A 26,472-nucleotide genomic window follows, 5' to 3' on the forward strand; every position below is an offset into this window, starting at 1 on the left:
GGAAATAATTCAAAATAATTCAATGCCGATAATTACAAGCATGATTAGGTGCCATTCAGGAATGTTAATCACTCACAAACCCATAATTTTTTTAAAAAGCTTGGGTGCAATCAGTCTATGTGTTCTGATTCAGAACAATAGCCATGCACAAGACACCCGCTATTTAAAAGGCATCCAGGAAAGTGTATCGAGTTTAATCAAACCCAAAGATGACTCCTCCTTTCGTACCGTGCAACTTAAACAACTCGCTGACTTTGAATACCAACCCGAACAAAGCACTGCGAGCCCTTTGCCTGTGGTCAAACCCTATCTGAGGCAAAAGGCGTCTTTAAATAATCTTTATCTGGAAAATCCACCAACTGCCCAGCAATATGCAGTACCCACACGGACCTTAAGCCTTGAAGAAGCCGTGCAAATTGCAGTCAAACGCAACCCCAATATTGCCCAAACCATTTCTACTTTGGCTTCCCAAAACGCCAATATTGATGTCGCCAAGGCACAATACTATCCACAATTAAAAGCTGGCATGAATACCGGTGACTTCACCTCAAATGATAAAGGGCGGCAGTTATATTCTGTTGAAGCCAATCAATTGCTCTATGATTTTGGCAAAGTCAAAAGCAGTGTCACCACACAACAAAATAAATTGGCGGTTGAACAAGCCAATGTCTTGATCAGTATTGATGAAATCTCTACCCAGACGGCTCGAGATATTTTAGGTTTATTGAGATATCGTAATATTATAAAAATCGCCCAAGATCAATTTAATGGGGTCAGTCGCTTACATGAGATTGCACGTTTAAGAGCCGAAGCGGGCATCAGCAGTCATGCAGATCCTGTGCAAGCGCAAAGTTATGTTGAATATTCTCGTTCCTACCTGATTACCCAGCAGAATTTTCTTAAACAGCAAGAACAAAAGTTACGCACCTTATTGGGTTTTGATGTCAGCCAAATTGAGTTCAATATTCCTGATGAATTCGTCAAGCAATCGGGGCTATATGACGACCCCGAAGTCAATACCATCCCCAGTATGATTGCCGCAAAGGCTGAAATTGATGTGGCACAAAGCCAAAAGAAACAAACTCAACTCAGTGTCTATCCGACCATTTCTTTGGTGGGTGCGGTGACCAAAGCATTGAATGGGCAAAATCCCAATACTGGAATTGAGAATGATACCGACAGTTCGATTGGGGTACAGATGTCGAGTAATTTCTATCAAGGCGGTGCAGTGGGGTCACAGGTTAAAGCAGCAAATTATGCTGAACAAGCCGCACGTGCCAAGCTGAATGCCACCTATCTCAATATTATGGATCAAGCCCAGATTGCCCGTGAAAGCATAGAAAACACCGATAAACAGATTTGGGTGTTGATGGACCGAGAACGCTCAACCGCCAAAACCCGAGAGCTGTATGAAGAACAATACAAACTCGGCAAACGTTCGATTTTAGATTTACTCAGTTCAGAACAATCGTACCAAAGTTCAAGGATTGAAAGAGAAGCAGCACGATTTGATATCTATGACACGATTGCATTATTTATCAATGTAACCGGAAAGAGTAGACATGCTTATCATTTAAATAATATTCAAATTCAGGGGTTTGAAGTTCAGCCATGAATAATAATAGATTAAATTATCAACCCTGGTTACAAGCCATTATCGCGGTTGCACAACATTATCGTATTCAACCCTCAGAAGAACAAATTCGTCTGCAACTGGATTGGAATAAATATCACAATCTTGATGACATGCTGGCACTGATTACCCGTCAAGTTGGCTTAAATATACGTCAAGCTGACTTTAGCACGGATGTTCTCAATCCATGGCGCTTGCCAGTGGTGGTTGAGCTGAATGATGGTCAGGTGGCGGTGATTGAGAAAGTAGATGCTGCTGGAAATGTCAGCCTACAACTCAGTGGTGATCAAGGCTTGTCACAAAGCTTCAGTGTGCAGCAACTACAAGCCCATGCCAAGCGCGTCTATATATTTAGACCCGAAACCTCTGTACCGGATGCGCGTGTTGATGAATACATTAAGCCTTATGAAAAAAGCTGGTTCTGGGACATTGTTTTAAAAGACTGGAAACGCTATACCGACATCATGGTGGCTTCAATGATTGCCAATATTTTGGCATTGGCGACCATTATCTTCTCCATGCAAGTTTACGACCGTGTGGTGCCGTCTCAATCCATTCCGACCTTGTGGGTGCTTGCAGGTGGCGTACTGATTGCCGCAATCTTTGAATTTGTTCTGCGAATTGCACGGGTCTATTTATCCGATATTATCGGTAAGCGTGCCGACTTAAAGATTTCAGATCGGGTATTTGGTCATGCACTGCGCATTCGCAATAAAGACCGAGCACGTTCAACAGGCTCTTTTATTTCCCAGATTCGCGAACTAGAAGGGGTCCGTGAATTGGTCACCTCAACCACCATCAGTGCGATTGCCGACCTTCCTTTTTTCTTCCTGTTCTTGGTGATTTTTTGGATGATTGGAGGCAACATTTTCTGGGTGATGTTGCTGGTGGTGCCGTTGATGATTGTTCCGGGCTTTTTGGTACAAAAGAAATTGGCACAATTGGCAACTGAAGGCATGCGTGAATCGGCAATTCGTAATGCGATTTTGGTTGAAGCGGTGCAAGGCATTGAAGATATCAAACTACTGCGTGCTGAAGCAAGATTCCAAAATCAATGGAATCACATGAATGAAGTCTCAGCAGATGTCAGCATGCGTCAACGAAAAATTGTCGGTTGGTTAAATGCATGGACACAGAAGATCCAGGGCTTGACCTATGCGATTGTGGTGTTGGTGGGTTGTTTTGCAGTGATGAAAGGTGACATGACTACAGGTGCCTTGGTGGCGTGTTCGATTCTCTCTTCGCGGATGTTGGCACCCATTTCTCAAGTGACGGGTGTGCTTGGGCGTTGGCAACAAGCCAAAGTGGCAAAGAATGGTTTAGATGAGTTGATGCAAAAACCGGTTGACCGCCCTGAGCGTGCTCAATTGATTCAGCGTAAAGTGCTGTTAGGGGATTATGATTTTAAAGGGGTGGTGTTTAAATATACCGAAGACGATCCACGTCCGACCTTGGTCATACCGCAACTCAAAATTGCGGTCGGAGAAAAGGTCGCGATTCTGGGACGCAATGGTGCAGGAAAATCGAGCCTTTTACAATTACTTGCTGGGATGCAACTGCCTGTCCAAGGTAAAATTAGTCTGGATGGTGTCGATCAATCCTTGCTTGATCCTGATGATATTCGCCGAGATATGGCACTGCTCAATCAAAATGCCCATTTATTCTTTGGGACCATCCGAGAAAACTTAACCTTGGGTGCACCCTTGGCAACCGATGAAGAAATTGTGCGTGCCTTGCAAATCACCAATGCACTGGAAATCGTAGAGCAGAAAAAAGAAGGCTTGGACCATACCATTCTTGAGGGAGGGGTGGGCTTTTCAGGCGGACAAAAACAAGCGCTATTGCTGACAAGGTTGCTGTTGAGAAACCCGAATATTGTGTTGTTGGATGAACCCACTGCCTCGATTGATGATGTGTCTGAAAAAGTCTTGATTCAACATCTTAAACAATGGCTGGGTCATCGCACTTTGGTGGTGGCCACCCATCGCCCTGCAGTATTACAACTGGTGGATCGGATTATTGTGGTACATGAAGGTAAAATTATTAAAGATGGACCACGAGATGCCATTTTAAATCCTCAACATCAACCGAATGCGGGAGGTGCTTCAGCATGAGCCAAGAACAAAATCCGCAAAAGATTGAACTGCAAAGCACGACAGCTGTTGACTCCGATGATCGTGAGACGAGCGATCTACTCAAGCGTCCTAGTAATCCCTCAGCACTCAAGTTTTCAGAACCACCCTTGCCTAAATCCAGTTTTATTATTTGGATCGTGGCAGTGGGCTTATTGGCATTCTTGATTTGGGCATGCGTTTTTAAATTGGAAGAAGTTTCAACGGGCACAGGTAAAGTAATTCCTTCGTCCAAAGAGCAAATCATTCAATCCTTAGATGGAGGGGTGCTCACCAGTTTGGCTGTCAAAGAAGGTGATATTGTACAAAAAGGACAAACCCTTGCTCAGATTGACCCCACTCGATTTGAGTCACAAGTCGGAGAAAGCCAGACTAAATTACTGGCAACCCAAGCCACCGCTGCACGTTTAGAGGCGGAAGTGAACGGTACACCGCTACGCTTCCCTAAAGATGTATTGGCAGTACCAGCCTTGGTTCGAGAGGAAACGGCACTGTATACCTCTCGTCGTGCCAATTTGGATGAGTCCATCACGGGGTTAAAACATGCCTTGGCTTTGGTGCAAAATGAATTGCAGATGACTCAACCATTGGTGGCGAAAGGTGCGGCATCCGAGGTTGAAGTGTTACGTCTAAAACGAGATATCAATAACTTTGAAAATCAGATCAATGACAAGCGTAATGACTACTATGTAAAGTCACGCGAAGAGTTGGCGAAAGCCAATGCAGATATTCAATCGTTACAGCAAATCGTGGCAGGTCGAAATGACTCGGTCAAACGTTCCACCTTTAAAGCGCCTGTCCGTGGTGTGGTCAAAGAAATTGCTGTGACCACGATTGGTGGGGTGGTACCGCAAAATGGCAAGTTGATGACCATTGTTCCGATTGATGAGCAGTTATTGATTGAAGCACGTATTTCCCCACGAGATATTGCGTTTATTCATCCGGGGCAGCCGGCTTTAGTGAAAATCACGGCCTATGACTACTCTATTTATGGTGGTTTGGAAGGTAAAGTGACGGTGATTTCACCGGATACCATTCGTGATGAGGTGAAACAAGATCAGTTTTACTATCGCGTCTATATTCGAACCAATAAAGATAAACTGGTGAATAAAGCGGGTAAATCTTTTTCGATTACGCCGGGTATGGTGGCTACTGTTGATATTCGCACAGGTCAGAAAACCATTATTGAATACTTGTTGAAACCATTCAATAAAGCCAAAGAAGCATTAAGAGAGCGTTGAGTTTTAGATCATCAAGCATGGATTGAAATACATCAATGGAAATAAAAAACCAATCTACAGATTGGTTTTTTATTGGTGTCTATATTAGGCATTGGTGCTGAATAGCGTCGATTTCAGAAAGTTGAAACAAATAAAATTAGGTGTATTCCTTTAACACATTAAACTTTCCTTGTTGGAAAATTTAATGTGTTTGAGCCATGCTTTAAACTATTTCACATCTTTTAAATCAATGCCTTTGGATTCTTTTAGGCTTGCTACAGCAAGTACTGAAATGAATGAAACGATCGCGATATAAATTTCGATAGGCAATGTTGCATCATAAGTCTTAAATAAATATGCACAAATAATCGGTGCCATTGAACCTGCTAAGATTGATGCAAATTGATAAGAAAAAGATACACCTAAATAGCGCATTTTGGTTGGGAATAATTCCGCCAATGTTGCAGATTCAGGGGCGTATGCCATCGCTTGGAACAATAGACCAATACACATCATCACAAAAATCGTGCCATAATTGCCTGTGCTAATTGCTGAGAAATAGAAGAATACCCAGATGATTAACCCAATATTTCCAGCCATCATGGTTGGCTTACGCCCAATTTTGTCAGATAAATAGCCACTGAAAAGCATGGTGAAGAAGTGGAAAACATTGGCTGCCAGCAAAATCATCAGCACTGTTTTGTATTCAATACCGACTTTCAGGGTGAGGAAAGTGATGGTGAATACCACGATCATATAGTAAGAGGTATTTTCACCTAAACGGAGTAATAATCCAGACGCTAAACGTTTTGGATAAGTGGTGACCAATTCTTTAAAATTAGAAGAATTATCTTGTTTTTCCTCAGCTTGTTTCAGTGCTTCTTGGAAAATAGGGGCATCTTCCACACTACGACGAATCCAATAACCAATAAAGATAATAATGGTTGAAAGCCAAAACGCGACACGCCATCCCCAGCTCAAGAAATCCTCATTGGAGAGAATCATCGACAGTGCCAAAATCACCAAGCTTGCTAAAATATTTCCAGCGCTTACCGCAGACTGTGGGAAGCTTGCCCAAAATCCACGTTGATGATTTGGACTATGCTCACCCACCAATAAGATTGCACCACCCCATTCTCCACCGACTGCAAAGCCTTGGATAAAACGTAGGACAATCAATAACACAGGTGCCATATAGCCAATGCTGTTATAACCTGGTAAGCATCCCATCAAAAATGTGGAAGCACCCACTAAAAATAGACTCAGTTGTAACAGCTTTTTACGTCCATATTTATCACCAAAATGACCAAATACTAGACCACCTAAAGGGCGTGCAATAAAACCAATCGCATAGGTTGCAAAGGCTGCAATAATCCCGTCTAGCGTCGTTCCTGCATTTGGGAAAAATAAATGACCAAACACTAAAGTACTGGCAATACCATAAATATAAAATTCATACCATTCAGCGACAGTCCCTGCCATGGAGGCACCGACCACCTTTTTAATATTCGGTGGAGCGCTGTCACTTGCAAGCGGTGTAGAAGTATTTCCTGATACTTGTTCCATTCCATCATGTCCTTATTTAATTAAAGTTAAGCTTTAAAATTACCCAAGCATAAATATTTCAATTCGGTATATTCATCCAAACCATGTTTCGAGCCTTCGCGTCCAAGCCCAGAAGCTTTAACTCCTCCAAAAGGGGCTTCCGTGGTAGAAATTAAACCAGTATTAATTCCAACCATGCCATATTGCAGCGCTTCGGCAACGCTAAATGTGCGTTGAAGATTTTCAGTAAAAATATAGGCAGCCAGACCAAATTCAGTGTTATTGGCACGCTGAATTACGTCTTGTTCATTTTCAAATTTAAAAATTGGAGCGAGAGGGGCAAAAGTCTCTTCCCTAAAACACAGCATGTTGTCTTGCGCATTGGCGATAATGGTTGGCTCAAAGTATTGCGCCCCTAGTGTGGAAACTTGACCGCCATAAACCAATTCACCACCTAAGCTGATTGCATCTTCAATATGTTGCTGAATTTTTTCTACCGCTTTTTGATTGATGAGTGGTCCTAGATCTGTATCAGAATCTAACCCATTACCAAGTTTTAACTGAGAGACTTTATCTTTGAGTTTGAGAATAAATTGATCGTAAATACTGCTATGTACAAAGATGCGATTACTACAAACACACGTTTGCCCTGCATTTCGAAATTTACTGTCAATGGTTCCCTGTACGGCATTGTCTAAATCTGCATCTGCAAAGACGATGAGAGGTGCATTTCCACCTAATTCCAGTGAGAGTTTTTTAATGGTTGGTGCACATTGTTCCATCAATAAAGCGCCAACAGGCGTTGAACCTGTAAAACTTAATTTTTGTACGATTGGACTCTGTGTCAACGGGGCAACAATTTCTTTTGAATGACCTGTCACAACATTTAAAACACCTTTGGGAATACCAGCTTGCTCAGCAAGATAAGCGAGCGCAAGTGCAGTTAAAGGTGTTTCTTGAGCAGGTTTGACAATGATACTGCAACCTGCAGCCAATGCTGGTGCTACTTTACGTGTGATCATGGCAGCAGGGAAGTTCCATGGTGTAATGGCGACACATACCCCCACAGGTTCACGGAAAGTGAGTAAACGCTTGTCTTGACTCGGTGCAGGAATCGTTTCGCCATACATACGACGACCTTCTTCAGCAAACCATTCAATAAAACTCGCAGCATAAACAATCTCGCCTTCAGCTTCTTTGAGCGGCTTACCTTGCTCAAGCGTCATGATGCTGGCAAGTTCTTGTTTGTGTTCAATGATGAGCGCAAACCATTTTTTTAAGAGATCAGAACGGTATTTGACGGACTGCTTTTTCCAATCCAGATATGCTTCTTGAGCAAAAATAATCGTTTGCTCAACCTGTGCCACAGTAAGCGCAGGAATTTGTGCAATCACCTGACCTGTCGCTGGATTTTGTACATCGATATGACGTTGATCAGTTGAGTTGATCCAATCACCATTGACATAGGCCTGTTGTTTAAAGGTTGATAAAGAAGCAATATCCATATTGGTTTACTCTTGATAAAGTTGCTGATAACGCTGTCGTTTTTTAACCAATGTTGATTGGTCAATACCTAAAGCTTGGGCTGCCTTTTGTGTGGTTTTAAACACGGCAAGGGCGTGAGAAATAATCTTGAATTCAAAATCATCTACTTGTTTTTTAAGGTTTTCTTCTGAGTTCGAAAGGGGCGTATTGAACTGGGATTCACCATGTAAAGCGCACTGTATATCTTCAGGAATATCTTGGGGCAAAATGGTGGACGACTCGCTCAGTACAACAGTTTGCTCAACAAAATTAGTCAGCTCTCGAATGTTTCCTGGCCATGAATAGGCTTTTACCAATTCGATCACTTCTGCCGAGTAGCGTTTGTTGGTGTGATATTTCTTATTGAAATTTGCCAAATACAGTTCTAACAATGGTTCAATTTCAGAGATACGATTTTTTAAATCTTCTAATTTTAATGAGGTGACACAAAGGCGGTAATAAAGATCTCGTCTAAATTTGCCTTGCTCAACCAGTTTTAATAAATCGTGATGCGTTGCAGAGATAATACGAACATCAGTGTAGACATATTCAAAACCACCGACTGGAATAAAACGATTATCTTCAATAACTTTGAGTAATTTTGCTTGCAGTGCCAAAGGTAAGTCGCCAACTTCATCCAAAAATAAAGTACCGCCGTTGACGACTTCAAATAAACCTTTTTTACCTTTTTGCAAGGCACCTGTAAAAGCACCAGGCACATAGCCAAATAATTCAGATTCCAGTAAACCATCTGGCATGGTGGCACAGTTAATTTCTAAGAAGGGCTGATCTTTTCGTGGGCTGTTTTTATGAATAAAACGTGCCAGTACAGTTTTCCCTGTACCTGTGTTGCCCTGAATGAGAATTTTAATATCTGAATGTGCGATACGTTTCGCTCGATTGAAGGTCTTATTGGTACTGTCGCTTAAGTTGGTCAGATAGTTGTCATTCAGCTTGCGTGTTGAATATTTCTTTTGTGTATTGCGAATATCTTCGAGTTCTTTTTGATCTTTTTGTGCTTGAAGTAGAACAGTAATATCACGAACTGACGTGATGACTGCAATGAGTTGATTTTCCTGATCAAATACAGGATGTCCTGTGACCAGCAGTTCAGTATGATTTTGTAAGGACTGTAAAATGGTGGTTTTTTGATGAGTTTGAATCACGTCCATAGAGACTGAACGTGAAAAAACACCTTGATTGACCAAGTCTTGGATCGGATGATCGATTAAATCTTCTCGATTTAAATGCGTCAGCTTTAAATAGGCATCATTAACAAATAAAGTTGTTCCCAGATGATCGGTGATATATACACCGTCATCTAAGGCATTCATGATGGATGTTAATATTTGATAAGAAATATCTGCATCTTTAGAATTGTTTGCAAGAAGATTGACCCAAGTCATGGCAAGAAACTCATTCATTATTAATAAGCTTCATAATAAATGTTTTCGATTTCTTGCTGTGTTAAACGTCGAGGATTATTGCGGAGTAATCTTTCGACTTTAATCGCTTCCGCAGCCAGTTCTGGAATCACTGACTCAGGAATATTGAAATTTCGAAGACCTTTTGGAATATTGACCATCTCACAAATATTATGTAAACGGCTAATCACACGATCGGCAATTTGAAGATCATTCAGCCCTGTTGTCGGTTCATTAAAGCATTCAGCAATCACTTTAAATTTGTCCAAACAGGCGATGCGGTTGTATTCCATGACGAAAGGCAACAATAAGGCATTACTGACACCATGTGCCATATGGAAACGCCCACCTAAAGGATATGCGAGTGCATGCACTGCACCAACGCCAGCATTACCAAAGGACAAACCTGCCATTAAGCTGGCATTTGCCATATCTTCATGGGCTTGTAAGTCATCTGGATTGGCATAGGCTTTGGGTAAGGCATTGATAATTAATTTCATTGCCTGAATCGCTAAAGCATCTGTTAACGGTGAAGCATTGACAGAAATAAATGATTCAATTGCATGAACCAAAGCATCCACACCACTGGCAGCCGTAATATGTGCTGGACAGCTTAACGTCATTTCAGGTGCGACAATTGCAACATCTGGGAGTAAAAAGTCACTCACGATGCCTTTTTTAATTTGGTTTTTAGAGTCAGAAAGAATGGCAATATTCGTGACTTCTGAACCTGTTCCTGCGGTAGTCGGCAATACAATCAGAGGAAGACCTTTTTGACTGACTTTGTTTTCGCCAAAAAAGCTTTCCAAAGGCTCATGATTGTTGCCATAAATTGCAATACATTTTGCGGTATCAATAACACTTCCACCGCCAATTGCGATCACGCCATTATATTGATCTTGCTCAAAGAATTTTTTGGATTGCAAAACCACTTCAATTTCAGGCTCAGGCGTAATGTCAGCGTAAATCGAAAATTCAATATGCTGTTGTTGTAAAAGATTAGTAATGGGTGTTAATGAACCTGAATTTAAGATGCCATGATCAGTCAATATTAAAACTTTAGACATATTTAAATCATGGCAGTATTTGGCTAACTGTTTGGATGCATTAAAGCCAGTCACTAATTTATGTGCAGACTTGAATGTATGAATCGGCATCTTTATTCCATTAAGAAGTACAATTTTTGTGTTTTAAGCAATTGCTGTGCCAATTATTTTTAATTATATAAATCAATATCTTAAATTTTTTATAAAAGATTTTATATGATATTTTTCATTATTTATGAAAAATATCATAAATTGATCATCAATTTTTCTGTCATCGCATTTGTTGGGTAATTGCATCGCCAGATGTAGACCAGGGTCTCCATCGAATTCAGAAGAAAAAATTTACTCAAATAACGCTGAATTAGTTTGACTAAATAAGTCGACGCTTGTCATACAGTTGCTGTAATGCGCCCCTTGTTTCTTGCTGTAACTGTAACAATACATGCTCTACGAGCAAACTGCGCAATTGGCTCTCTCCTTTGAGCTAAAAGTAATTCTCGGTTTTTGTATAAAAGAAAGGACATCGTTGACTGAGTGAACTATTGTCAAGTATTTGGTGTGGCCAAAATTAGGTCGGTAAAATTGACGGCGAGACTAAAATTGATGGCGAGACTAAGATTATTTGAGTACACTTAAAACAAAAGTTTTGGCAGCAAGAGGTCTAAAACTATTAACTATCGCAGGGAGAAATATAAAAAAGATTCCAACTCACATAGAACAAAAAACAATTGCTGAGTAAAAGAGGTTTGATTGAAACAGTGAATGATCAGTTAAAAACTCGCATCAGATTGAACATTCACAGTACAACTCTATGGTAAATATGCCGAACTCAAGTGAATCGGCTTAGCCTACAATCCATCATATTTGACACCAGGAAATACACACAGCATCTCAAATGCCAAATTAGCTGCCAGTACTGCCGTTGAACCAAATGGATCATAGGGAGGAGAGACTTCCACTAAATCAGCTCCAACCAGCTGGCAACCTTTCAAACCACGAATAATTTCCAATGATTGTGGAACGGTTAGTCCTGCAATTTCAACAGTTCCTGTACCTGGGGCATATGCAGGATCAATACCATCTATATCGAAGCTTAAATACAATGGACTATCACCAATTTTGGCACGAATCTTTTCCATTACTGGTGCTAATGATTTATACCAGCATTGATCAGCTGGAATAACAGTAAAGCCTTGATCAATAGACCACTTGAATTCATCAGCGCTATAGCCAGTGCCACGTAATCCAATCTGAAATACTTTGTCGTTGATTAACAAGCCTTCTTCCACGGCGCGCCTAAATGGTGTGCCATGTGCAATTTTTTCACCAAACATTTCGTCATTCACATCAGCATGTGCATCGATATGTACAACTGCCACTGGTCCATACTTTTTGCTAATAGCACGCAAGATAGGCAATACAATGGTATGATCACCACCCAAGGTGATTGGTTTGCAGTCGTATTTTAGAATGTTTTCTTGATAAAATGACTCAATGATATCTATGCTTTTCAGCAGGTTAAACGTATTGATTGGCACATCACCAATATCTGCCACTTGTAAACTTTCAAAAGGAGCAGCAAAGGTATTAACGTTATAAGGGCGCAACATTCGTGATTCATCACGAATTTGTCGTGGTCCCAGACGGGAGCCAGGACGATTAGAGGTGCCTATATCAAACGGAATACCGACGAAAGCCACATCTAGCCCTTCACCATTCACTTGCATAGGCAAACGCATCATTGTGGCTATCCCGCCACAACGCGGCATTTCATTGCCACTTAAAGGCTGGTTAAATGGTTTATTGCTCATTTTTTTACTCCAATGATGATTTTTAATATGGTGGTAATGCTCAATGCTTTTGTTCTACTTTTATTGATTCTGTTGCATTCATTAGATCATCTGAAATAGCAATCTCTCGACCTGATAATCGGTCTTGCCATGTATTCAGCACCTCAGCAGGGGTAGGCTTGCTCATCAGGCTCACTACAACATAGGTCACCAAACTCGACAGCAGACCAAAATAGATTGGTTCATTGGCCAATATATTGGTAAAGATCATTGTCGCAAGTGTCACTACCGTACCTACAGCCATAGAAGCCAAGGCGCCAATCCCAGTCGCTCTTTGCCATATAAACCCACCAAGAATTGCAACGAGCAAACCACCCACAAGAATATCATAGGCAATGGTTAATGCAGTCACCACATCACTTACCATCATTGAAATAATAGTCGCAATCATGCCCAGTCCAATGATATATAATCGATTGGCACGTATATCATGTTCAGGATTAATCTCGCCAGACTCACTTTTTCGACCCATCAAATGACCAAAAAATGGCATCACATCAGCTCTGGACACAGTGGCACAAGCAATTAAGGCGCCAGAAGCTGTAGACATCATCGCAGCGAGAGCCGCAGCTAGTACAATTCCCGATAATCCTACAGGCAATACCTTCTCAGCAACAGCTGCAAAAACATCGCTCTTCGCGGAAATATCTGGCAACAAAACAGAAGCTGCAACCCCGATCAAAGCCCCAGCAACCCCATACAGCAAGCAATAAACCCCTGCTACAGTACCACCCCAACGAGCGACTTTAGGTGACTGGGCTGTGAACACACGCTGCCAAATATCCTGACCAATCAACATACCAAACGAATAAATCACAAAATAAGTGATGATTGTGTCGATACCTATGGTACCCATATCAAAATGTGCCGCACCAGTTGTTGGACCTAGCTTTGCCATAATGCCATCGTAACCCCCAGCCTGAGTCCAAGCAAATGGCAGCAATAAAACAAATATGCCAATCGTCTTAAGCACGAACTGCACCATGTCAGTTAATGTGATTGACCACATCCCGCCAATCGAAGAGTAAAGCATGACAATGACAGCACCAATCATCACAGAAATCCACTGTGGCGTACCGAATAGCACATTAAAGATGGTTGCATATGCAATTGTTGAGGTGACTGTCAGCATTAGTGTGTATAACACCATCACAATACCAGATGCCGCAGTCCCATTAATGCCATATCGTAATTGTAGCATCTGGGCAACCGTAAACACGCGCAATCGTTGGATTGGGCTGGCAAAAAACAGGCTGAGCAAAATTATGCCAATAGCAATGGCGACCACGAGCCACATACCAGAAATACCAAACTTGTAACCAAGACCAACTCCACCAACGGTGGATGCACCGCCAAGTACGACCGCCGCCATAGTACCTGTATATAGCCCAAAACCAAGACGACGACCTGCGACCAAAAAATCACTACTGTTCTTGGTCCTTGCTTTTCCTAAAAAGCCAAATATCAGCATTACAACAAGATAAAAAACAACAATCGCAATATCAATACCCATAGAAATTTTCCTTTTCTTTTTTTATTCAAATATTTGCTGTAGATTTTCAACAGCAAGCATGACATAAGCCAGTTCAGTTTCTTTACTAAAAAAAGCTGAATGAGGTGTTACCACAATCCTTGGTTCATGCAGTACAGGGTCATCTGCTTCAGGAGGCTCTGGATCAACGACATCAAGAAATGCGCCACGCAGTCTTCCAGACTGAACAGCTGCAATGAGTGCTTGTGTATCCACCAATTCACCACGTGCAACATTAATGATCGACGCACCTTGAGGCATTAACTCAATCGTGCGCGTATTCACAATATGATGATTCTCCAATGTAGCTGGCGCATGTAAGGTCAGCACATCTGCAATCTGAAAAAGATCATTGAGTGAATCAACACGTCCAACCGTTATAGGCCATGCCTCAGTGGGTATATATGGATCATAGGCAACAACACGTCCAAATAATGGCAGGGCAAGTGTGACCAATGCTCTAGCAATACGCCCCATACCGTAAACAGCAAGTGTGAGTTCACTGATTCGTGGAGGTGCTGGAATTTTTTTAAAATCCCAACACTTTGATGCCTCACGTGCAGCAGGAATTTCTCTTAACAACGTCAGTATGCCTGCCAATGCATGTGTTGCGACCTCCTCAGTGGCTGGACTAGGCAGTGAAAAAACAGCAATGCCCGCTGCTTTTGCAGCATGCATGTCAATCTGGTCTAGCCCTGTCGTGGTGGTCACAATTACTTTCAACAATGGGGCTGCTGCAATTACACTTGCATCAATACGGCAAAAACTGACAATCAGCCCTTCCAAATCAGCCAAGTGTGTAAGCAAACCTTCTCCTTCATGAAGCAAAATCGTGTCATGTCCAGCCGCATCCAACACAGCAATACCTGGGGTAAAGTCAAGTCCCCCTGTATCGGTAATAGCAATTCTTGCCATGTTCGATTAATCCTTATATGACGGATCTATACGATCTAGTTTACGTAACCACGCCTGCCAAACAATTTGACGCTCATGTTCTACACCTTGAAATTGCTGACTCACATGTTGACATAAAGCAGGTTCGACCTGTCGCACCTGCCCAAGTATTGCCAATTGACTTGCGGCCAATTGTATTTCACAAGCACGGTTCAGGTAGTACATGATCTGAAAAGCATCAGCAACGGTTGCTCCAACTGATAACAAACCGTGACTACGTAGAATCAAGGCACTATTATTGCCTAGTGATGTCTGGAGGCGACTACGCTCATCTAGATTAAAAGCGACGCCTTCATAATCGTGATAACCAACCCGATTGTAATATTCAAGACTGATCTGATTGAGTGGCAACAACCCCTGTTCACTGGCAGCCACTGCCATACCTGCTAATGTATGGGTATGGATAACACAATGTGCATCTTCTCTTGCCATGTGTACGGCACTATGAATAGTAAATCCTGCTGGATTATACGGAGAGTGTCCTGATATGACTTTACCTTGTAAATCAACCACAATCAGATCACTGGCACACACCTCATCAAACATTAGACCAAATGGATTAATCAGAAAGCGTGGTTCCCCTTCACTAGGGAGGCGAGCTGAAAAATGAGTATATAAAGTGTCCTCCCAACCAAACATGGCAGCCAAACGATAGGCAGCAGCCAAATCACGCCGTAACGTGGTTTCATCATCAATGATTTTCGTTGGGTCAATGATCATCTTTATTCCTTCAATTTGTCTTTATTTTTCGAACACTAGAGCGCTTTTGAAAGTAGTTTTGTGCTCATTAGGCTTTATGCAATATCTTATAAATCCAAGCTTATCCCTGCTCAAATTTTGACTAACGCAAGAGGTCTAATATAAATATCAGCTCTAATGTAATAACTACTGTGCCAGTTATATTAAATTCGGCTCGCGCTCTACACGAATTTCCTGTTTCTACTATGTCGCGTAGATGAATGACAAACGAGAGCCAATTTGATAAAACTCAAAGGAGCCAATCAAATCACTTGCTGAAAAATAATTATTGGCTTGCTTAGTCTGCATATGACAGTATTTAAAGAAAAAATAGAGCTTGAAAAATAAGATTAACATTGTTGATGCAGGTGACTGCAAAGATGTCATCTCAACATCTATCTGGTTGATTGAGACTTGGAAACCAATCAACTTTGACAATGAAATGTAGTCAAACAGATAAAATCTAAGACCTTAGATTTTATAGGTTATTCAGAACATTTTAGATGGACAGTTTTAGCCAAGTGTGATGGAAGTTTTTCTATTCGAGTCGTTGTTACTTAATTTGAAATTCATAAAAAATACTATTTTAAGCTGGAGAAAACGTATTGGAGTTAAAAGCGTATATGTCCTCGTAGACCCTCAAAAATTCATGATCGAGCTTTAATTGAAATAGTCTTGATTTAAACCAATAGAGAATCGTAGATATGGGTTAAACGTAAGTGCAGGGAATTGTTAGTAGATTCTATGGATTGATTATTTCAAATATTCTTTCATTACTGTATGAGAAATTAAACGGTTTGACGATATAACTTAATAAACTTTGAATAGAATCAATAAAAAAGCCCCGATCTTTCGATTAGGGCTTTTTGAATTTGGAGCGGGAAAGGAGACTCGAACTCCCGACCCCAACCTTGGCAAGGTTATGCTCTACCAACTGAGCTATTCCCGCGGAGTCTGTCCAATTTTTTAAATAAAAAACTGAATAAAAAAATTTTGGAGCGGGAAAGGAGACTCGAACTCCCGACCCCAACCTTGGCAAGGTTATGCTCTACCAACTGAGCTATTCCCGCGGAGTCTGTCCAATTTTTTAAATAAAAAACTGAATAAAAAAATTTTGAGCGGGAAAGGAGACTCGAACTCCCGACCCCAACCTTGGCAAGGTTATGCTCTACCAACTGAGCTATTCCCGCATGCGGTGTATAATACATCAACAAATGATAGGGTCAAGATTTTTCTGCAAGGTTCACGGTTAATTGCATAAAATAAAGACATTTTTATGAAAAAAATTCAAAATTCAATTTAAAACATTCTAATCTGGTTGTAAAAGTCGAGCTTTAGTCACGGAGAAGTATCAAGAATCCGCTATACTATGGAATCTACCCGTTGGCATCTCTAAAAGGAAAGCGCATGAGTTTAGAACAGCAATTGATTGAACAGTTAAATCAACTTGAGCCATCTCATTTAGAAGTGATCAATGAGTCTTCGGGTCATGGTGGATATTTTCCGGGTAAAGAATCACACTTTAAAGTGGTGATCGTCAGTGAGCAATTTGCTGGGTTACGTTTGGTACAGCGTCATCAAAAGGTCTATGCAGTGGCTCAAGAACTCCTTAGCCCTGGAAAAATTCATGCTTTGGCGATTCATGCCTACATCCCAAGTGAATGGCAAGGTCAAGCACCTGCAAGCCCTGAATGTGCACATGCACCTAAGTCATAAGACTTAGGACGATTTAAGATGGATATACACCTATTCGTTAAAATTATTCACATGAGCAGTGTGGTCTTACTCATACTGGTTTTTATTTTACGTGCAGTGACTTTATTTGTAGGTACGCAAGGTCAACAACCAAGTCCAAAAGGACGTGTTGCCTTGGTTGCCTTTCAGCATCTTTCATTGACAATCATTGTGCTCACAGGCATCACTTTGTTAATCATTAATGATTTCAAAGTACAACCGTGGTTTTATGCCAAAGTCATGCTGTTTATGGTCTTTCTTTCATCACAAATTAAAGCCTATAAAAAAGATGATTCGGTGCTTTTGGTTCAACGCCGTGCAGGTATGGTGATTGGAGCAGTAGCGTTGATTGCAACCTTAAGCTTGGTGATGATTAAACCAGTTTTTAGTTGATTGTCAGACATGAATTTCACACTTGGATAAGGTCTAGGTTAAACTGTATACACGTTTAAAAATAATGAGATATTGGGGATTGATATGTTGACTCGTGTGGTGTTTAACCAAAAGGGCGGTGTAGGGAAATCAAGTATTACCGTAAATCTCGCAGCCATTAGTGCCTATCAAGGTTTTAAAACACTGGTGATCGACTTAGATCCTCAAGCGAACTCAAGCCAATATTTGTTAGGCGACGATGCAACCTATTCTGCGGAAAAGACAGCTTTAGAACCCAATATTGAAAACTTCTTTAATGATGTGCTGGGGAATAATCAGCAAAAAGGTCTGATTGGTAATGCACTGGGCACACTTCTCAAAACAAAGAATAAGGGCTTTGAACAATACATTCATCGCTCACCCTTTAAAGATTTAGATGTATTGCCAGCGAGTCCGAGTTTGGGTGAATTAGAGCATGCTTTAGAATCAAAGCATAAGATTTATAAACTGCGTGATGCTATTCAAACTTTGTCTGATCAATATGAGCGTATTTATATTGATACACCTCCGGCATTTAACTTCTTTACCTTGTCTGCGTTGATTTCGGCAGATCGCGTATTGATTCCATTTGATTGTGATGTATTCTCAAAACGAGCATTACAAACTTTGATTGAAAATGTTATTGAAACACAAGATGACCATAATGATCGCCTTGAAATTGAAGGTATTGTGGTGAATCAATATCAGGCACAAGCCAAATTACCGCGTGAAGTGGTCCAGCAACTCAAAGATGAAGGCTTGCCTGTTTTAGAAAATATGTTGCCACCATCCGTGTTAATGAAAGAGTCACATCATAAAAATCTACCATTAATTCATTTGGCTACAGATCATAAATTGACTCAAGCCTATCAATCATTGTTCAATGAGATTGATAAAAAATAATTTCGAGATTGTAATGAAATCATTAAAAATGACTTCTGCTAAATTAGCTGTTGTTACCTTAACGACGGTACTTGTATCTGCATGTGCGACGACGGTGAAGCCGACCTATGTGTCACCAACGCAGTATCAATCCATGAACTGTATGCAACTGGCAACAGAATTTAACCGCATTCAACAATATATCAATAATGGCGTTCAATCAGCAAAACGCACAGGTGTTGGAGTTGGTTTAGGTGTTGGTGGTGGTTGGGGCAGCGGTGGCTGGGGTTGGGGAATTGGTCCAAGTATCTCGGTGAATCTGGGACAATCTTCAAACACCAAAAATACTGAACTATCTCGCCTCTATGGTGAGCAAGATGCGCTTTCACAAGCAGCTCAATTTAAAAACTGTCCTTATGTGCCTAAACGTCAGCAAGTAAAAAAATAAACACTTTAAACAGAAGCAACACAGCCGATTTAAAAATCGGCTGTGTTGTTATATGAATCTTTTGCGAGTCATTTATTCATTGTCTGGCAGTTTATGTTTGTTAAAAAACTTATTACGGATATAGCCAATGATGCCAGGGAGTACGCTTAAAATAATAATTAAAAAAATCAAATGAGTAAAATGGTCTTTAATAAATTGAATATTTCCAAATAAATAACCAGCAGTAACAAAAGAACCGACCCAGCAAATTCCACCAACAACATTATAAGTGAGAAAGTATTTATAATTCATACTTCCTGCACCTGCCACAAAGGGCGCAAATGTACGGGCAAAAGGAATAAAACGAGCAAAAATAATGGTTTTTCCACCATGCTTTTCGAAAAACTGTGAGGTTTTAAGCAAATGTTCTTTATTGATAAATTTTGAATCAATTTCGAAAACACGTGGACCAATATACTTGCCAATATGGTAATTTAAAGTATCACCAAGAACGGCGGCAATAAATAACAGTACAATTAAAACGGTTGGATCCATTGCACCTGTAGATGCAGCTAAAGCACCCGCTGCAAAGAGTAAGCTGTCCCCAGGTAAAAAGGGCATGACCACTAGACCTGTTTCAACGAAAATAATCAGGAATAAGATTCCATATACCCAAACACCGTAATTTTTAATAAATTCAAAAAGGTGCTCATCTATATGCAAAATAAAATCAATCAGATCCATAAGGCAAAAACTATGCGAATTGGTGCACAAATCCTAGCAGTGTGAGTTATGAAAGTCAGTATTAAAAAGTAAATATTTAAATTTATCATTGTTCTTAATTTGAAACGATAAGTTTAAAATTTAGGTATCGATCTGAAAATTTTTACTGACTAATATATATCCATCTTCAAAACGAAATACAAATTTAGGTGTTCTCATGTTTAATCCAAATGTTGTAGTTAAAAATATTGTAAATCAGCCAAGTACGAATGCATTCATTGCATTGGTTGCTCGAATCTTAATGGCTTATATTTTCCTTGTGGCAGGCTGGGGAAAAATCACAGCATATAGTGCAACAGTCGGTTATATGGAATCTATGGGTGTACCGGGTGCAATGTTGCCTTTAACAATTTTGGTTGAGTTTGGTGGTGGTTTAGCGTTGTTATTTGGTTTTCAAGCACGATTTGCTGCATTTGGTTTAGGTGTTTTTAGTTTGATTACGGCTTTCTTATTCCACGGTGGTGAAACAGATGCAATTAACTTTATGAAAAACTTTGCAATGGCGGGTGGTCTATTTTTCTTAATGCTTCATGGAGCAGGGCGTTTCAGTATTGATCATGCCATTGAAAAATAAAACTGAACATGCAAACAAGCCAGATCAATCTCTGGCTTTTTTGTGTTTTGATTTTGGTTTATTCAAACAAATGAATCGGTTTATGCTATGTCAAAGACCTTATTTAAGCTTGCACAATGAAAAAAGAAATCTTAGAAAGAATACAAGCGCTTGGTGGTAATATTGACCAGATCAAAGGAGTATCGTGGATAGATGACTTATGCGCTATTCGTTTCAATAGCGTTTTATATGAACGACCTCAAGATACGCCTTGGGCAACAGCGGATGATCAAGAACCTATTTATGGTCTAGGTGAATATATCGATCAACATCAAGCCGAACTCGATAAAAATCCTGATGCCTTTTTCACTCAACTGATTCAAGAATATTATCAACTGACTGAAGAAGGACGAGGGCAAAGCTTTTGGCAACCCATACTCTTTACTCCTTATAAAGAAGGCACGGCTGATTTTAAAGAATGGAATGATGACTTTTTAGACGATAACGTTGATCTCAACGCAATCATCCAACTGACTCAAAATCCAAAACCTGAGCTTTTACAACTATTTTACCGCTATAGTTTTCCTGATCATTTATATATTTGTGCCTCAGATCCCTGTCCTGAAAATCCCACCCTATTCGGCACAGATCATGAGGTTTTTTTTAGAGAAGTGACGAATGAAGGTTGTTTAGAAAGTTTTTTAAATCGATGTATGACACCAACCGAATTGATCGAAATCATTAAACGGAAAATGAATCTATAAGTTGATTATTTAAAATGATTTTTTAGAAAGATTGCGAACTTGCTTGAATGGAGTGCGTACAGCTTATAAAAATGATAGAATATGGCGCTTATATTCGTTTGCCTGCATAGTTGTTGACTCATGACTACCAATACTCAAATTACTGAAGATCGTATCCTTATCTTGGATTTCGGTTCTCAATATAGCCAGCTTATTGCACGCCGTGTACGTGAAGCTGGTGTATATTCTGAAATGTATGCTTTTGATATGTCTGAAGAAGACATTCGTGCCTTTAATCCAAATGGTATTATCTTGTCGGGTGGTCCAGAGAGTGTGCATGAGGAAGGTAGTCCACGTGCGCCAAAATGTGTATTCGAGTTAGGCGTACCTGTATTGGGTATTTGCTATGGTTTACAAACCATGTCTGAACAGCTTGGCGGTAAAGTAGAACCAGGTACAGTACATGAGTTTGGTTATGCTGCCGTTGATGTCTTGGTTCGTGACCAACTGCTTGGCGATTTAAACGATGGCGAAGACAAACTCAATGTCTGGATGAGCCATGGCGATAAAGTTTCAGCAATCCCTGAAGGCTTTAAAGTGACTGCAAGTACACCAAGTTGCCCGTTTGCAGCGGTGAGTGATGAAACTCGTCGTTTTTATGGTGTGCAATTCCACCCAGAAGTTACTCATACCGCTAAAGGTGCTGAGTTATTGTCTAACTTCGTACATGGAATCTGTGGTTGCCGTAATCTTTGGAACTCTGAAAATATCATCGACTTACGTGTTGAACAATTACGTGAGCAAATTGGTGATCAAAAAGTTCTTTTAGGTCTTTCTGGTGGTGTGGATTCTTCAGTTGTTGCTGCATTGCTTCATAAAGCAATTGGTGATCAATTGACATGTGTATTTGTTGACAACGGTTTACTTCGTTTAAATGAAGGTCAGCAAGTGATGGATATGTTCGCGAAAAACATGGGTATTCGTGTGATTCGTGCGGATGCTGAAAATCGCTTCTTATCTGCGCTTGCAGGTGAAGTTGATCCAGAGAAAAAACGTAAAATTATTGGTCGTGAATTCATCGAAGTATTTGCAGAAGAAGCACGTAAACTTGATGGTGTAAACTTCCTTGCGCAAGGTACGATTTATCCTGACGTGATTGAGTCTGCGGCAACTAAAAATGGTAAGGCGCATGTGATTAAATCACACCATAACGTAGGTGGTTTGCCAGAAGACTTGGCATTCGAGTTGGTTGAGCCAATTCGTGATTTGTTTAAAGATGAAGTGCGTCGTTTAGGCACAACTTTAGGCTTACCACATGAAATGCTGTATCGTCACCCATTCCCAGGTCCAGGTTTAGGTGTTCGTATTCTGGGTGAAGTGAAGAAAGAATATGCTGATATTCTTCGCCTTGCAGATGACATCTTTATGCAAGAGCTTCGTGCAAGTGGTTGGTATGACAAAACTGCGCAAGCTTTCGCTGTATTCCAACCTGTCAAATCAGTGGGTGTGGTGGGTGACGGTCGTCGTTATGCTTGGGTCATTGCGCTGCGTGCGGTTGAAACTGTTGACTTTATGACGGCTCGTTTTGCTCACTTGCCGTATGAGTTGGTGGATAAAATCTCGACACGTATCATGAATGAAATTAAAGATGTTTCTCGTGTTGTTTATGACGTATCCTCTAAGCCACCAGCAACAATTGAATGGGAGTAATTCAGGGGTTTCAAGAAGCGAAGCTTCTTGCCTGAATTACGCTAAGGGCTGTGCCCGCGGCAGCAGGGGCTTTCTAAAAGCGAAGCTTCTTGCCTGAATTACGCCAAGTGCTGTGCTCGCGGCAGCAGGAGCTTTCTAAAAGCAAAGCTTCTTGTTGATTTTATGCCAAGGGCTATGCTTTTAGTGGGTTCGAGAAATGACTTTTAAAAAGAGCGCTTAGGCGCTTTTTTTAATATAATTAAAAAAATGAAAAATGTATTAGAGTAATTATGTATACCCACTACGATTTGATGTTGCCATTACTTAAAGTTATGCAGCTAAATGATGTGACTTATAGCTTAAAAGAAGCATATGACGCACTCATTCTTGAATTACATTGTTCAGAAGAAGAAATAAATGAAACAATGGAAGATGGGCGGAATGTTATTTTTTATAGATTACAATGGGCAAAGACATATTTAAAAAAAGCAGGATTTATTGATTATCCACAAAGAGCGCATTTTAAGTTGTCTAATCTCGGTAGAGGCATAGATCTTAAAAATCTTAAAAAACTAGATCGTAAATATCTATCTCAATTTGATTCATTTAATGAGTTTAGAAAAGTAAATTTAAAAGCTCAAAAAGAACTAAGAAAAGAGAATGTTGAGGAAATAAATTTAAGTTCGGACGAGTTGACTCCGCCAGAAATAATCACTCAACAATCTAACCTATTAAAGAATGATTTAAAAATAGATCTACTTACTTTGGTTAAAAATAACTCACCTCAATTTTTTGAAAGATTAGTTGTCGATTTACTTGTTGCAATGGGATATGGCGGTTCACATCAAGATGCGGCTCAAGCAATTGGTAAAACAAGTGATGGAGGGATTGACGGGATTATAAGCGAGGACCGCTTAGGTCTAGACAAAATTTATGTTCAAGCCAAACGTTGGGAGAATACTGTTGGGCGACCAGATATTCAACAATTCAAAGGCGCTTTAGCAGATCAAGTTGCCAAAAAGGGGGTATTTATTACTACATCAAGTTTTAGCCGAGAGGCTATTGAGTCTGCAAAGAAATCCGGAATTGTTTTAATTGATGGTGATAAATTGACATCATTAATGATTGAATTCGGTTTAGGTGTTCAGATTGAAAGAAGTTTTTATATTTATAAGATAGATCAAGATCGTTTTGATGAAGACAACTTTTAAGTACTAAATATAATTAACAGTATTAAACAAACACAAAAAAGCCAGTCAAGTGACTGGCTTTTAATGTCATCTTGGATTTTAACTTAGAAACGGTATCCCGCACGAACGCCATAAGTGTTGTAGTCATCACCGAAACCAACACGACCTTCTAAGCTTACGTTTTGATTGAAGAATTTCTTCGCAGAAATACCCCATTCATCACGTTTCGTAAGATCATTGTTATAGTAATCAGCACCAACACTTAAAGTTTTATCTAAATATAAGTCACCACGTACTTTATATTCGTCTAAATCACCGAATGCGCCAAATGCTTCAAAGTTAGCATCATATTGACCCACTTTAGTTACATATTTAGCACGTACAGTTGGGTCTGCGCCGTCATCACCGTTTTTAACGTCATAACCCGTTACACCCAAAGCAAGTAATAAACCTGGTGCAGGTAAATAACCCACTTCAGCACCGTAAGTTGTTACTTTATTGTCGATGTCTGTACGATCGACTTCATGTTCGTCACGACCAATACGACCACTTACATAGAAGTCAGAGTTTGGTACGAAGTATTCAAGACCAGCACCGTATTGGCTGTCTTTTACACCGCTGTTTTTTGCATATTCTACATTGGCTTTTACATTACTTGCACGATCTAAAAATGCAGCTTCATTCAACGGTGAGTTACGTGTTTGTACTGGTTTAAAGTAATAAGTACCATCTACACCGAAGTTATGAGTAGCATCAGAGTTGTCCCAATCATTATAAGTATAAGAACCACCTACTTCTGCTTGGTAAGCATGTGCAGTGCCAGTTAAAGCGGCTACGGAAAAGATTGCAGATGCAATTGCTAATTTTTTCATGGAATTTGCCCCCTATGAAGAAGAATTGATTTATACATGTTTAGTTACAATTTTGAGTCTAGGTTAAATTCAAAAATCGTCAACCATGTGATGGTAACGAGACTGTAACAATAGTGAGTATATGTAAATAATTAATATTAAATATATGATAAATATGACTTAAATATTGTGTTTTGTTTTATTAAAACTGTGTAGATAATGTGGATATTGGTAGGCTTTGGGTAAGTGATGGACATACTTTGTAATAAAAAAGTATGTAGGCATTAACGAGCTCTTAATTAATTTATCAGTAGTATCATTTTTGAACACCATAATCGACGGTTACAAAGTGATTAAAGAGATTGTGAAGATTAATTTATTTCCCTCATGTTTGAAGAGCATTATTGAGCTTTATATGGAACTATAAAAAGCCATATCTCAACTTTTTGTACTCTGTGGTAGAATGCCTGCGAATTAAAAGACGTCAAATGTGAGATTAAAACTCGTGGAAATTAATCCTTATCTAGTTCAGCTAAAAGACTTAAATGACCGTGGTCTAACACTACGGGGGTATCTTTGACTACGATCTAAAGAAAGAGCGTTTAGAAGAGGTTCTCCGCGAGTTAGAAGATCCTGCGATCTGGAATGATCAAAGCCGTGCACAAGCTATGGCGAAAGAAAAAGGCGAGCTTGAAAACGTCATCAATGTATTAGAAGGTTTGGCAACGCAGTTAGATGATGCCCAAGCTATGCTTGATCTAGCAGTTGAAGCAGATGATGAAAGCTTATTGGCTGATGTACAAGCTGAATTGAGCTCGGCTGAAGAAGAGTTGGCAAAACTTGAATTCCGTCGTATGTTTAGTAATCCAATGGATCCGAATCCTTGCTATGTAGAAATCCAAGCAGGTTCTGGTGGTACCGAAGCGCAAGATTGGGCTTCTATGCTGTTACGTATGTATATGCGTTGGATTGAACGTCATGGCTTTAAAGCAGAGTTGATGGAAGAATCTGATGGTGATATTGCGGGTATCAAATCAGCAACAATCCGTGTAGAAGGTGAGTATGCATATGGTTGGTTACGTACCGAATCAGGTGTGCACCGTTTAGTCCGTAAGTCACCATTTGACTCTGGTAACCGACGTCACACCTCATTCTCAGCGGTATTTGTTTCACCTGAAGTTGACGATAATATTGAAATTGATATTAATCCTGCTGACGTGCGTACAGATACCTACCGTGCATCAGGTGCGGGTGGTCAGCACATTAACAAAACAGACTCAGCCGTCCGTTTAACTCATGCACCAACAGGAATTGTGGTGGCTTGTCAGAACCAACGTTCACAACATGCCAACCGTGACCATGCTTGGAAACAATTACGTGCCAAATTATACGAATTGGAAATGAGTAAACGTAATGAGGCAGCTCAAGCGCTTGAAGATTCCAAATCGGATATCGGTTGGGGAAGTCAGATTCGTTCATATGTATTGGATGACTCTCGTATTAAAGACTTACGTACAGGCGTAGAAAACTCAAATACCGGTGCAGTATTGGATGGTGATCTGGATAAATTTATTGAAGCCAGTTTAAAACAAGGTCTTTAATTTAAAATTTT

General features: G+C 40.2%; 22 protein-coding genes and 3 tRNA genes. 12 read left to right on the forward strand and 13 right to left on the reverse strand.

All coding sequences use genetic code 11. The features are described from left to right. Nucleotides 1-61: 61 nt before the first annotated feature. Genes AAV97_RS10180 through AAV97_RS10190 form a run of 3 tightly spaced genes read left to right on the forward strand, consistent with a single transcriptional unit; the run spans nucleotide 62 to nucleotide 5,006 of the window. A complete protein-coding gene (locus AAV97_RS10180) occupies nucleotides 62-1,615 on the forward strand; it encodes a TolC family protein (protein ID WP_046760488.1) in 1,554 nt (517 codons plus the stop codon). Next, nucleotides 1,612-3,747: a type I secretion system permease/ATPase gene (locus AAV97_RS10185; protein ID WP_005033558.1), complete on the forward strand. Its 2,136-nt coding sequence runs from the start codon at nucleotides 1,612-1,614 to the stop codon at nucleotides 3,745-3,747. Before AAV97_RS10180 ends, AAV97_RS10185 begins: the two co-directional genes overlap by 4 nt. Further along, entirely contained in the window at nucleotides 3,744-5,006 is a 1,263-nt protein-coding gene (locus AAV97_RS10190; RefSeq protein ID WP_227560944.1) for an HlyD family type I secretion periplasmic adaptor subunit, read from the forward strand. Before AAV97_RS10185 ends, AAV97_RS10190 begins: the two co-directional genes overlap by 4 nt. Nucleotides 5,007-5,213: 207 nt before the next feature. Here AAV97_RS10190 and AAV97_RS10195 read toward each other — a convergent pair whose 3' ends face one another. From AAV97_RS10195 to AAV97_RS10250, 11 genes are all read right to left on the reverse strand, one after another. Then, nucleotides 5,214-6,551 carry an MFS transporter gene (locus AAV97_RS10195; protein ID WP_005034674.1) on the reverse strand — a complete coding sequence of 446 codons (1,338 nt, stop codon included), beginning with the start codon at nucleotides 6,549-6,551 and terminating at the stop codon, nucleotides 5,214-5,216. 26 nt (nucleotides 6,552-6,577) lie between these two features. After that, nucleotides 6,578-8,035: an NAD-dependent succinate-semialdehyde dehydrogenase gene (locus AAV97_RS10200; RefSeq protein WP_046760489.1), complete on the reverse strand. Its 1,458-nt coding sequence runs from the start codon at nucleotides 8,033-8,035 to the stop codon at nucleotides 6,578-6,580. A gap of 6 nt (nucleotides 8,036-8,041) precedes the next feature. Further along, nucleotides 8,042-9,478, reverse strand: a complete 1,437-nt coding sequence (locus AAV97_RS10205; RefSeq protein WP_228136535.1) for a sigma-54 interaction domain-containing protein — start codon at nucleotides 9,476-9,478, stop codon at nucleotides 8,042-8,044. Between the two features lie 2 nt (nucleotides 9,479-9,480). After that, nucleotides 9,481-10,635 (reverse strand): iron-containing alcohol dehydrogenase, encoded by a 1,155-nt coding sequence (locus AAV97_RS10210; RefSeq protein ID WP_046760490.1) that lies wholly within the window; start codon nucleotides 10,633-10,635, stop codon nucleotides 9,481-9,483. A gap of 737 nt (nucleotides 10,636-11,372) precedes the next feature. Next, on the reverse strand, nucleotides 11,373-12,335 hold the full coding sequence (gene speB, locus AAV97_RS10215; RefSeq protein WP_005034667.1) for an agmatinase: 963 nt from the start codon (nucleotides 12,333-12,335) through the stop codon (nucleotides 11,373-11,375). Nucleotides 12,336-12,375: 40 nt separating this feature from the next. Beyond that, nucleotides 12,376-13,887 (reverse strand): sodium:solute symporter, encoded by a 1,512-nt coding sequence (locus tag AAV97_RS10220; RefSeq protein ID WP_046760491.1) that lies wholly within the window; start codon nucleotides 13,885-13,887, stop codon nucleotides 12,376-12,378. Nucleotides 13,888-13,908: 21 nt separating this feature from the next. Then, the gene (locus AAV97_RS10225; RefSeq protein ID WP_046760492.1) at nucleotides 13,909-14,820 is read right to left on the reverse strand and encodes a C-terminal binding protein; all 912 of its coding nucleotides are present in this window, start codon (nucleotides 14,818-14,820) and stop codon (nucleotides 13,909-13,911) included. Nucleotides 14,821-14,826: 6 nt separating this feature from the next. Further along, entirely contained in the window at nucleotides 14,827-15,579 is a 753-nt protein-coding gene (locus AAV97_RS10230; protein ID WP_046760493.1) for a class II aldolase/adducin family protein, read from the reverse strand. Nucleotides 15,580-16,470: 891 nt separating this feature from the next. Continuing rightward, a tRNA-Gly gene (locus tag AAV97_RS10240) sits at nucleotides 16,471-16,546 on the reverse strand. A 45-nt stretch (nucleotides 16,547-16,591) separates the two neighbouring features. After that, nucleotides 16,592-16,667 (reverse strand) — tRNA-Gly (locus AAV97_RS10245). Nucleotides 16,668-16,714: 47 nt separating this feature from the next. Then, nucleotides 16,715-16,787 (reverse strand) — tRNA-Gly (locus AAV97_RS10250). A 217-nt stretch (nucleotides 16,788-17,004) separates the two neighbouring features. Between AAV97_RS10250 and AAV97_RS10255 the strand changes: the two genes are divergently transcribed. The 4 genes from AAV97_RS10255 to AAV97_RS10270 all read left to right on the forward strand — a co-directional run bounded on the left by AAV97_RS10255 (nucleotide 17,005) and on the right by AAV97_RS10270 (nucleotide 19,072). Beyond that, nucleotides 17,005-17,313 (forward strand): BolA family protein, encoded by a 309-nt coding sequence (locus AAV97_RS10255; RefSeq protein WP_004832071.1) that lies wholly within the window; start codon nucleotides 17,005-17,007, stop codon nucleotides 17,311-17,313. 18 nt (nucleotides 17,314-17,331) lie between these two features. Continuing rightward, entirely contained in the window at nucleotides 17,332-17,724 is a 393-nt protein-coding gene (locus AAV97_RS10260) for a SirB2 family protein (protein ID WP_046760495.1), read from the forward strand. Nucleotides 17,725-17,808: 84 nt separating this feature from the next. Beyond that, the gene (locus AAV97_RS10265; protein ID WP_005034655.1) at nucleotides 17,809-18,645 is read left to right on the forward strand and encodes a ParA family protein; all 837 of its coding nucleotides are present in this window, start codon (nucleotides 17,809-17,811) and stop codon (nucleotides 18,643-18,645) included. A gap of 13 nt (nucleotides 18,646-18,658) precedes the next feature. Next, a complete protein-coding gene (locus tag AAV97_RS10270) occupies nucleotides 18,659-19,072 on the forward strand; it encodes a hypothetical protein (RefSeq protein ID WP_046760496.1) in 414 nt (137 codons plus the stop codon). Between the two features lie 72 nt (nucleotides 19,073-19,144). Here the strand turns inward: AAV97_RS10270 and AAV97_RS10275 are convergent, their stop codons facing one another. Then, nucleotides 19,145-19,795 carry a DedA family protein gene (locus AAV97_RS10275; protein WP_046760497.1) on the reverse strand — a complete coding sequence of 217 codons (651 nt, stop codon included), beginning with the start codon at nucleotides 19,793-19,795 and terminating at the stop codon, nucleotides 19,145-19,147. A gap of 196 nt (nucleotides 19,796-19,991) precedes the next feature. Between AAV97_RS10275 and AAV97_RS10280 the strand changes: the two genes are divergently transcribed. The 4 genes from AAV97_RS10280 (at nucleotide 19,992) to AAV97_RS10295 (ending at nucleotide 24,030) form a co-directional block, all read left to right on the forward strand. Beyond that, nucleotides 19,992-20,408: a DoxX family protein gene (locus AAV97_RS10280; protein ID WP_009585111.1), complete on the forward strand. Its 417-nt coding sequence runs from the start codon at nucleotides 19,992-19,994 to the stop codon at nucleotides 20,406-20,408. A 116-nt stretch (nucleotides 20,409-20,524) separates the two neighbouring features. Then, nucleotides 20,525-21,151, forward strand: coding sequence for a hypothetical protein (locus AAV97_RS10285; RefSeq protein ID WP_046760498.1), 627 nt, complete (start codon nucleotides 20,525-20,527; stop codon nucleotides 21,149-21,151). A gap of 120 nt (nucleotides 21,152-21,271) precedes the next feature. Continuing rightward, nucleotides 21,272-22,840 carry a glutamine-hydrolyzing GMP synthase gene (gene guaA / locus AAV97_RS10290; RefSeq protein WP_004832057.1) on the forward strand — a complete coding sequence of 523 codons (1,569 nt, stop codon included), beginning with the start codon at nucleotides 21,272-21,274 and terminating at the stop codon, nucleotides 22,838-22,840. 269 nt (nucleotides 22,841-23,109) lie between these two features. After that, nucleotides 23,110-24,030, forward strand: a complete 921-nt coding sequence (locus AAV97_RS10295; protein WP_046760499.1) for a restriction endonuclease — start codon at nucleotides 23,110-23,112, stop codon at nucleotides 24,028-24,030. A gap of 83 nt (nucleotides 24,031-24,113) precedes the next feature. On the opposite strand, the gene AAV97_RS10300 is transcribed toward AAV97_RS10295, so the two are convergent. Further along, nucleotides 24,114-24,881 carry a putative porin gene (locus AAV97_RS10300; protein WP_009585116.1) on the reverse strand — a complete coding sequence of 256 codons (768 nt, stop codon included), beginning with the start codon at nucleotides 24,879-24,881 and terminating at the stop codon, nucleotides 24,114-24,116. 484 nt (nucleotides 24,882-25,365) lie between these two features. On the opposite strand from AAV97_RS10300, the gene prfB reads away from it, so the two are divergent. Next, nucleotides 25,366-26,461 (forward strand): peptide chain release factor 2 gene (prfB, locus tag AAV97_RS10305; RefSeq protein ID WP_155769253.1). Its coding sequence is split into 2 segments (ribosomal slippage): nucleotides 25,366-25,437 and nucleotides 25,439-26,461, totalling 1,095 coding nucleotides; the frame shifts between segments, so codons are not numbered across the junction. The last annotated feature ends 11 nt before the right edge of the window (nucleotides 26,462-26,472 follow it).

It is taken from the genome of Acinetobacter sp. Ag2 (assembly GCF_001005515.1).
In the GTDB taxonomy this organism is placed as follows: domain Bacteria; phylum Pseudomonadota; class Gammaproteobacteria; order Pseudomonadales; family Moraxellaceae; genus Acinetobacter; species Acinetobacter bereziniae.

Excerpts from the sequence above, each read along its gene's own strand:
- AAV97_RS10180 (WP_046760488.1), top strand. The coding sequence starts at position 62 with ATGTTAATCACTCACAAACCCATAATTTTTTTAAAAAGCTTGGGTGCA.
- AAV97_RS10185 (WP_005033558.1), top strand. The coding sequence starts at position 1,612 with ATGAATAATAATAGATTAAATTATCAACCCTGGTTACAAGCCATTATC.
- AAV97_RS10190 (WP_227560944.1), top strand. The coding sequence starts at position 3,744 with ATGAGCCAAGAACAAAATCCGCAAAAGATTGAACTGCAAAGCACGACA.
- AAV97_RS10195 (WP_005034674.1), bottom strand. The coding sequence starts at position 6,551 with ATGGAACAAGTATCAGGAAATACTTCTACACCGCTTGCAAGTGACAGC.
- AAV97_RS10200 (WP_046760489.1), bottom strand. The coding sequence starts at position 8,035 with ATGGATATTGCTTCTTTATCAACCTTTAAACAACAGGCCTATGTCAAT.
- AAV97_RS10205 (WP_228136535.1), bottom strand. The coding sequence starts at position 9,478 with ATGAATGAGTTTCTTGCCATGACTTGGGTCAATCTTCTTGCAAACAAT.
- AAV97_RS10210 (WP_046760490.1), bottom strand. The coding sequence starts at position 10,635 with ATGCCGATTCATACATTCAAGTCTGCACATAAATTAGTGACTGGCTTT.
- speB (WP_005034667.1), bottom strand. The coding sequence starts at position 12,335 with ATGAGCAATAAACCATTTAACCAGCCTTTAAGTGGCAATGAAATGCCG.
- AAV97_RS10220 (WP_046760491.1), bottom strand. The coding sequence starts at position 13,887 with ATGGGTATTGATATTGCGATTGTTGTTTTTTATCTTGTTGTAATGCTG.
- AAV97_RS10225 (WP_046760492.1), bottom strand. The coding sequence starts at position 14,820 with ATGGCAAGAATTGCTATTACCGATACAGGGGGACTTGACTTTACCCCA.
- AAV97_RS10230 (WP_046760493.1), bottom strand. The coding sequence starts at position 15,579 with ATGATCATTGACCCAACGAAAATCATTGATGATGAAACCACGTTACGG.
- AAV97_RS10255 (WP_004832071.1), top strand. The coding sequence starts at position 17,005 with ATGAGTTTAGAACAGCAATTGATTGAACAGTTAAATCAACTTGAGCCA.
- AAV97_RS10260 (WP_046760495.1), top strand. The coding sequence starts at position 17,332 with ATGGATATACACCTATTCGTTAAAATTATTCACATGAGCAGTGTGGTC.
- AAV97_RS10265 (WP_005034655.1), top strand. The coding sequence starts at position 17,809 with ATGTTGACTCGTGTGGTGTTTAACCAAAAGGGCGGTGTAGGGAAATCA.
- AAV97_RS10270 (WP_046760496.1), top strand. The coding sequence starts at position 18,659 with ATGAAATCATTAAAAATGACTTCTGCTAAATTAGCTGTTGTTACCTTA.
- AAV97_RS10275 (WP_046760497.1), bottom strand. The coding sequence starts at position 19,795 with ATGGATCTGATTGATTTTATTTTGCATATAGATGAGCACCTTTTTGAA.
- AAV97_RS10280 (WP_009585111.1), top strand. The coding sequence starts at position 19,992 with ATGTTTAATCCAAATGTTGTAGTTAAAAATATTGTAAATCAGCCAAGT.
- AAV97_RS10285 (WP_046760498.1), top strand. The coding sequence starts at position 20,525 with ATGAAAAAAGAAATCTTAGAAAGAATACAAGCGCTTGGTGGTAATATT.
- guaA (WP_004832057.1), top strand. The coding sequence starts at position 21,272 with ATGACTACCAATACTCAAATTACTGAAGATCGTATCCTTATCTTGGAT.
- AAV97_RS10295 (WP_046760499.1), top strand. The coding sequence starts at position 23,110 with ATGTATACCCACTACGATTTGATGTTGCCATTACTTAAAGTTATGCAG.
- AAV97_RS10300 (WP_009585116.1), bottom strand. The coding sequence starts at position 24,881 with ATGAAAAAATTAGCAATTGCATCTGCAATCTTTTCCGTAGCCGCTTTA.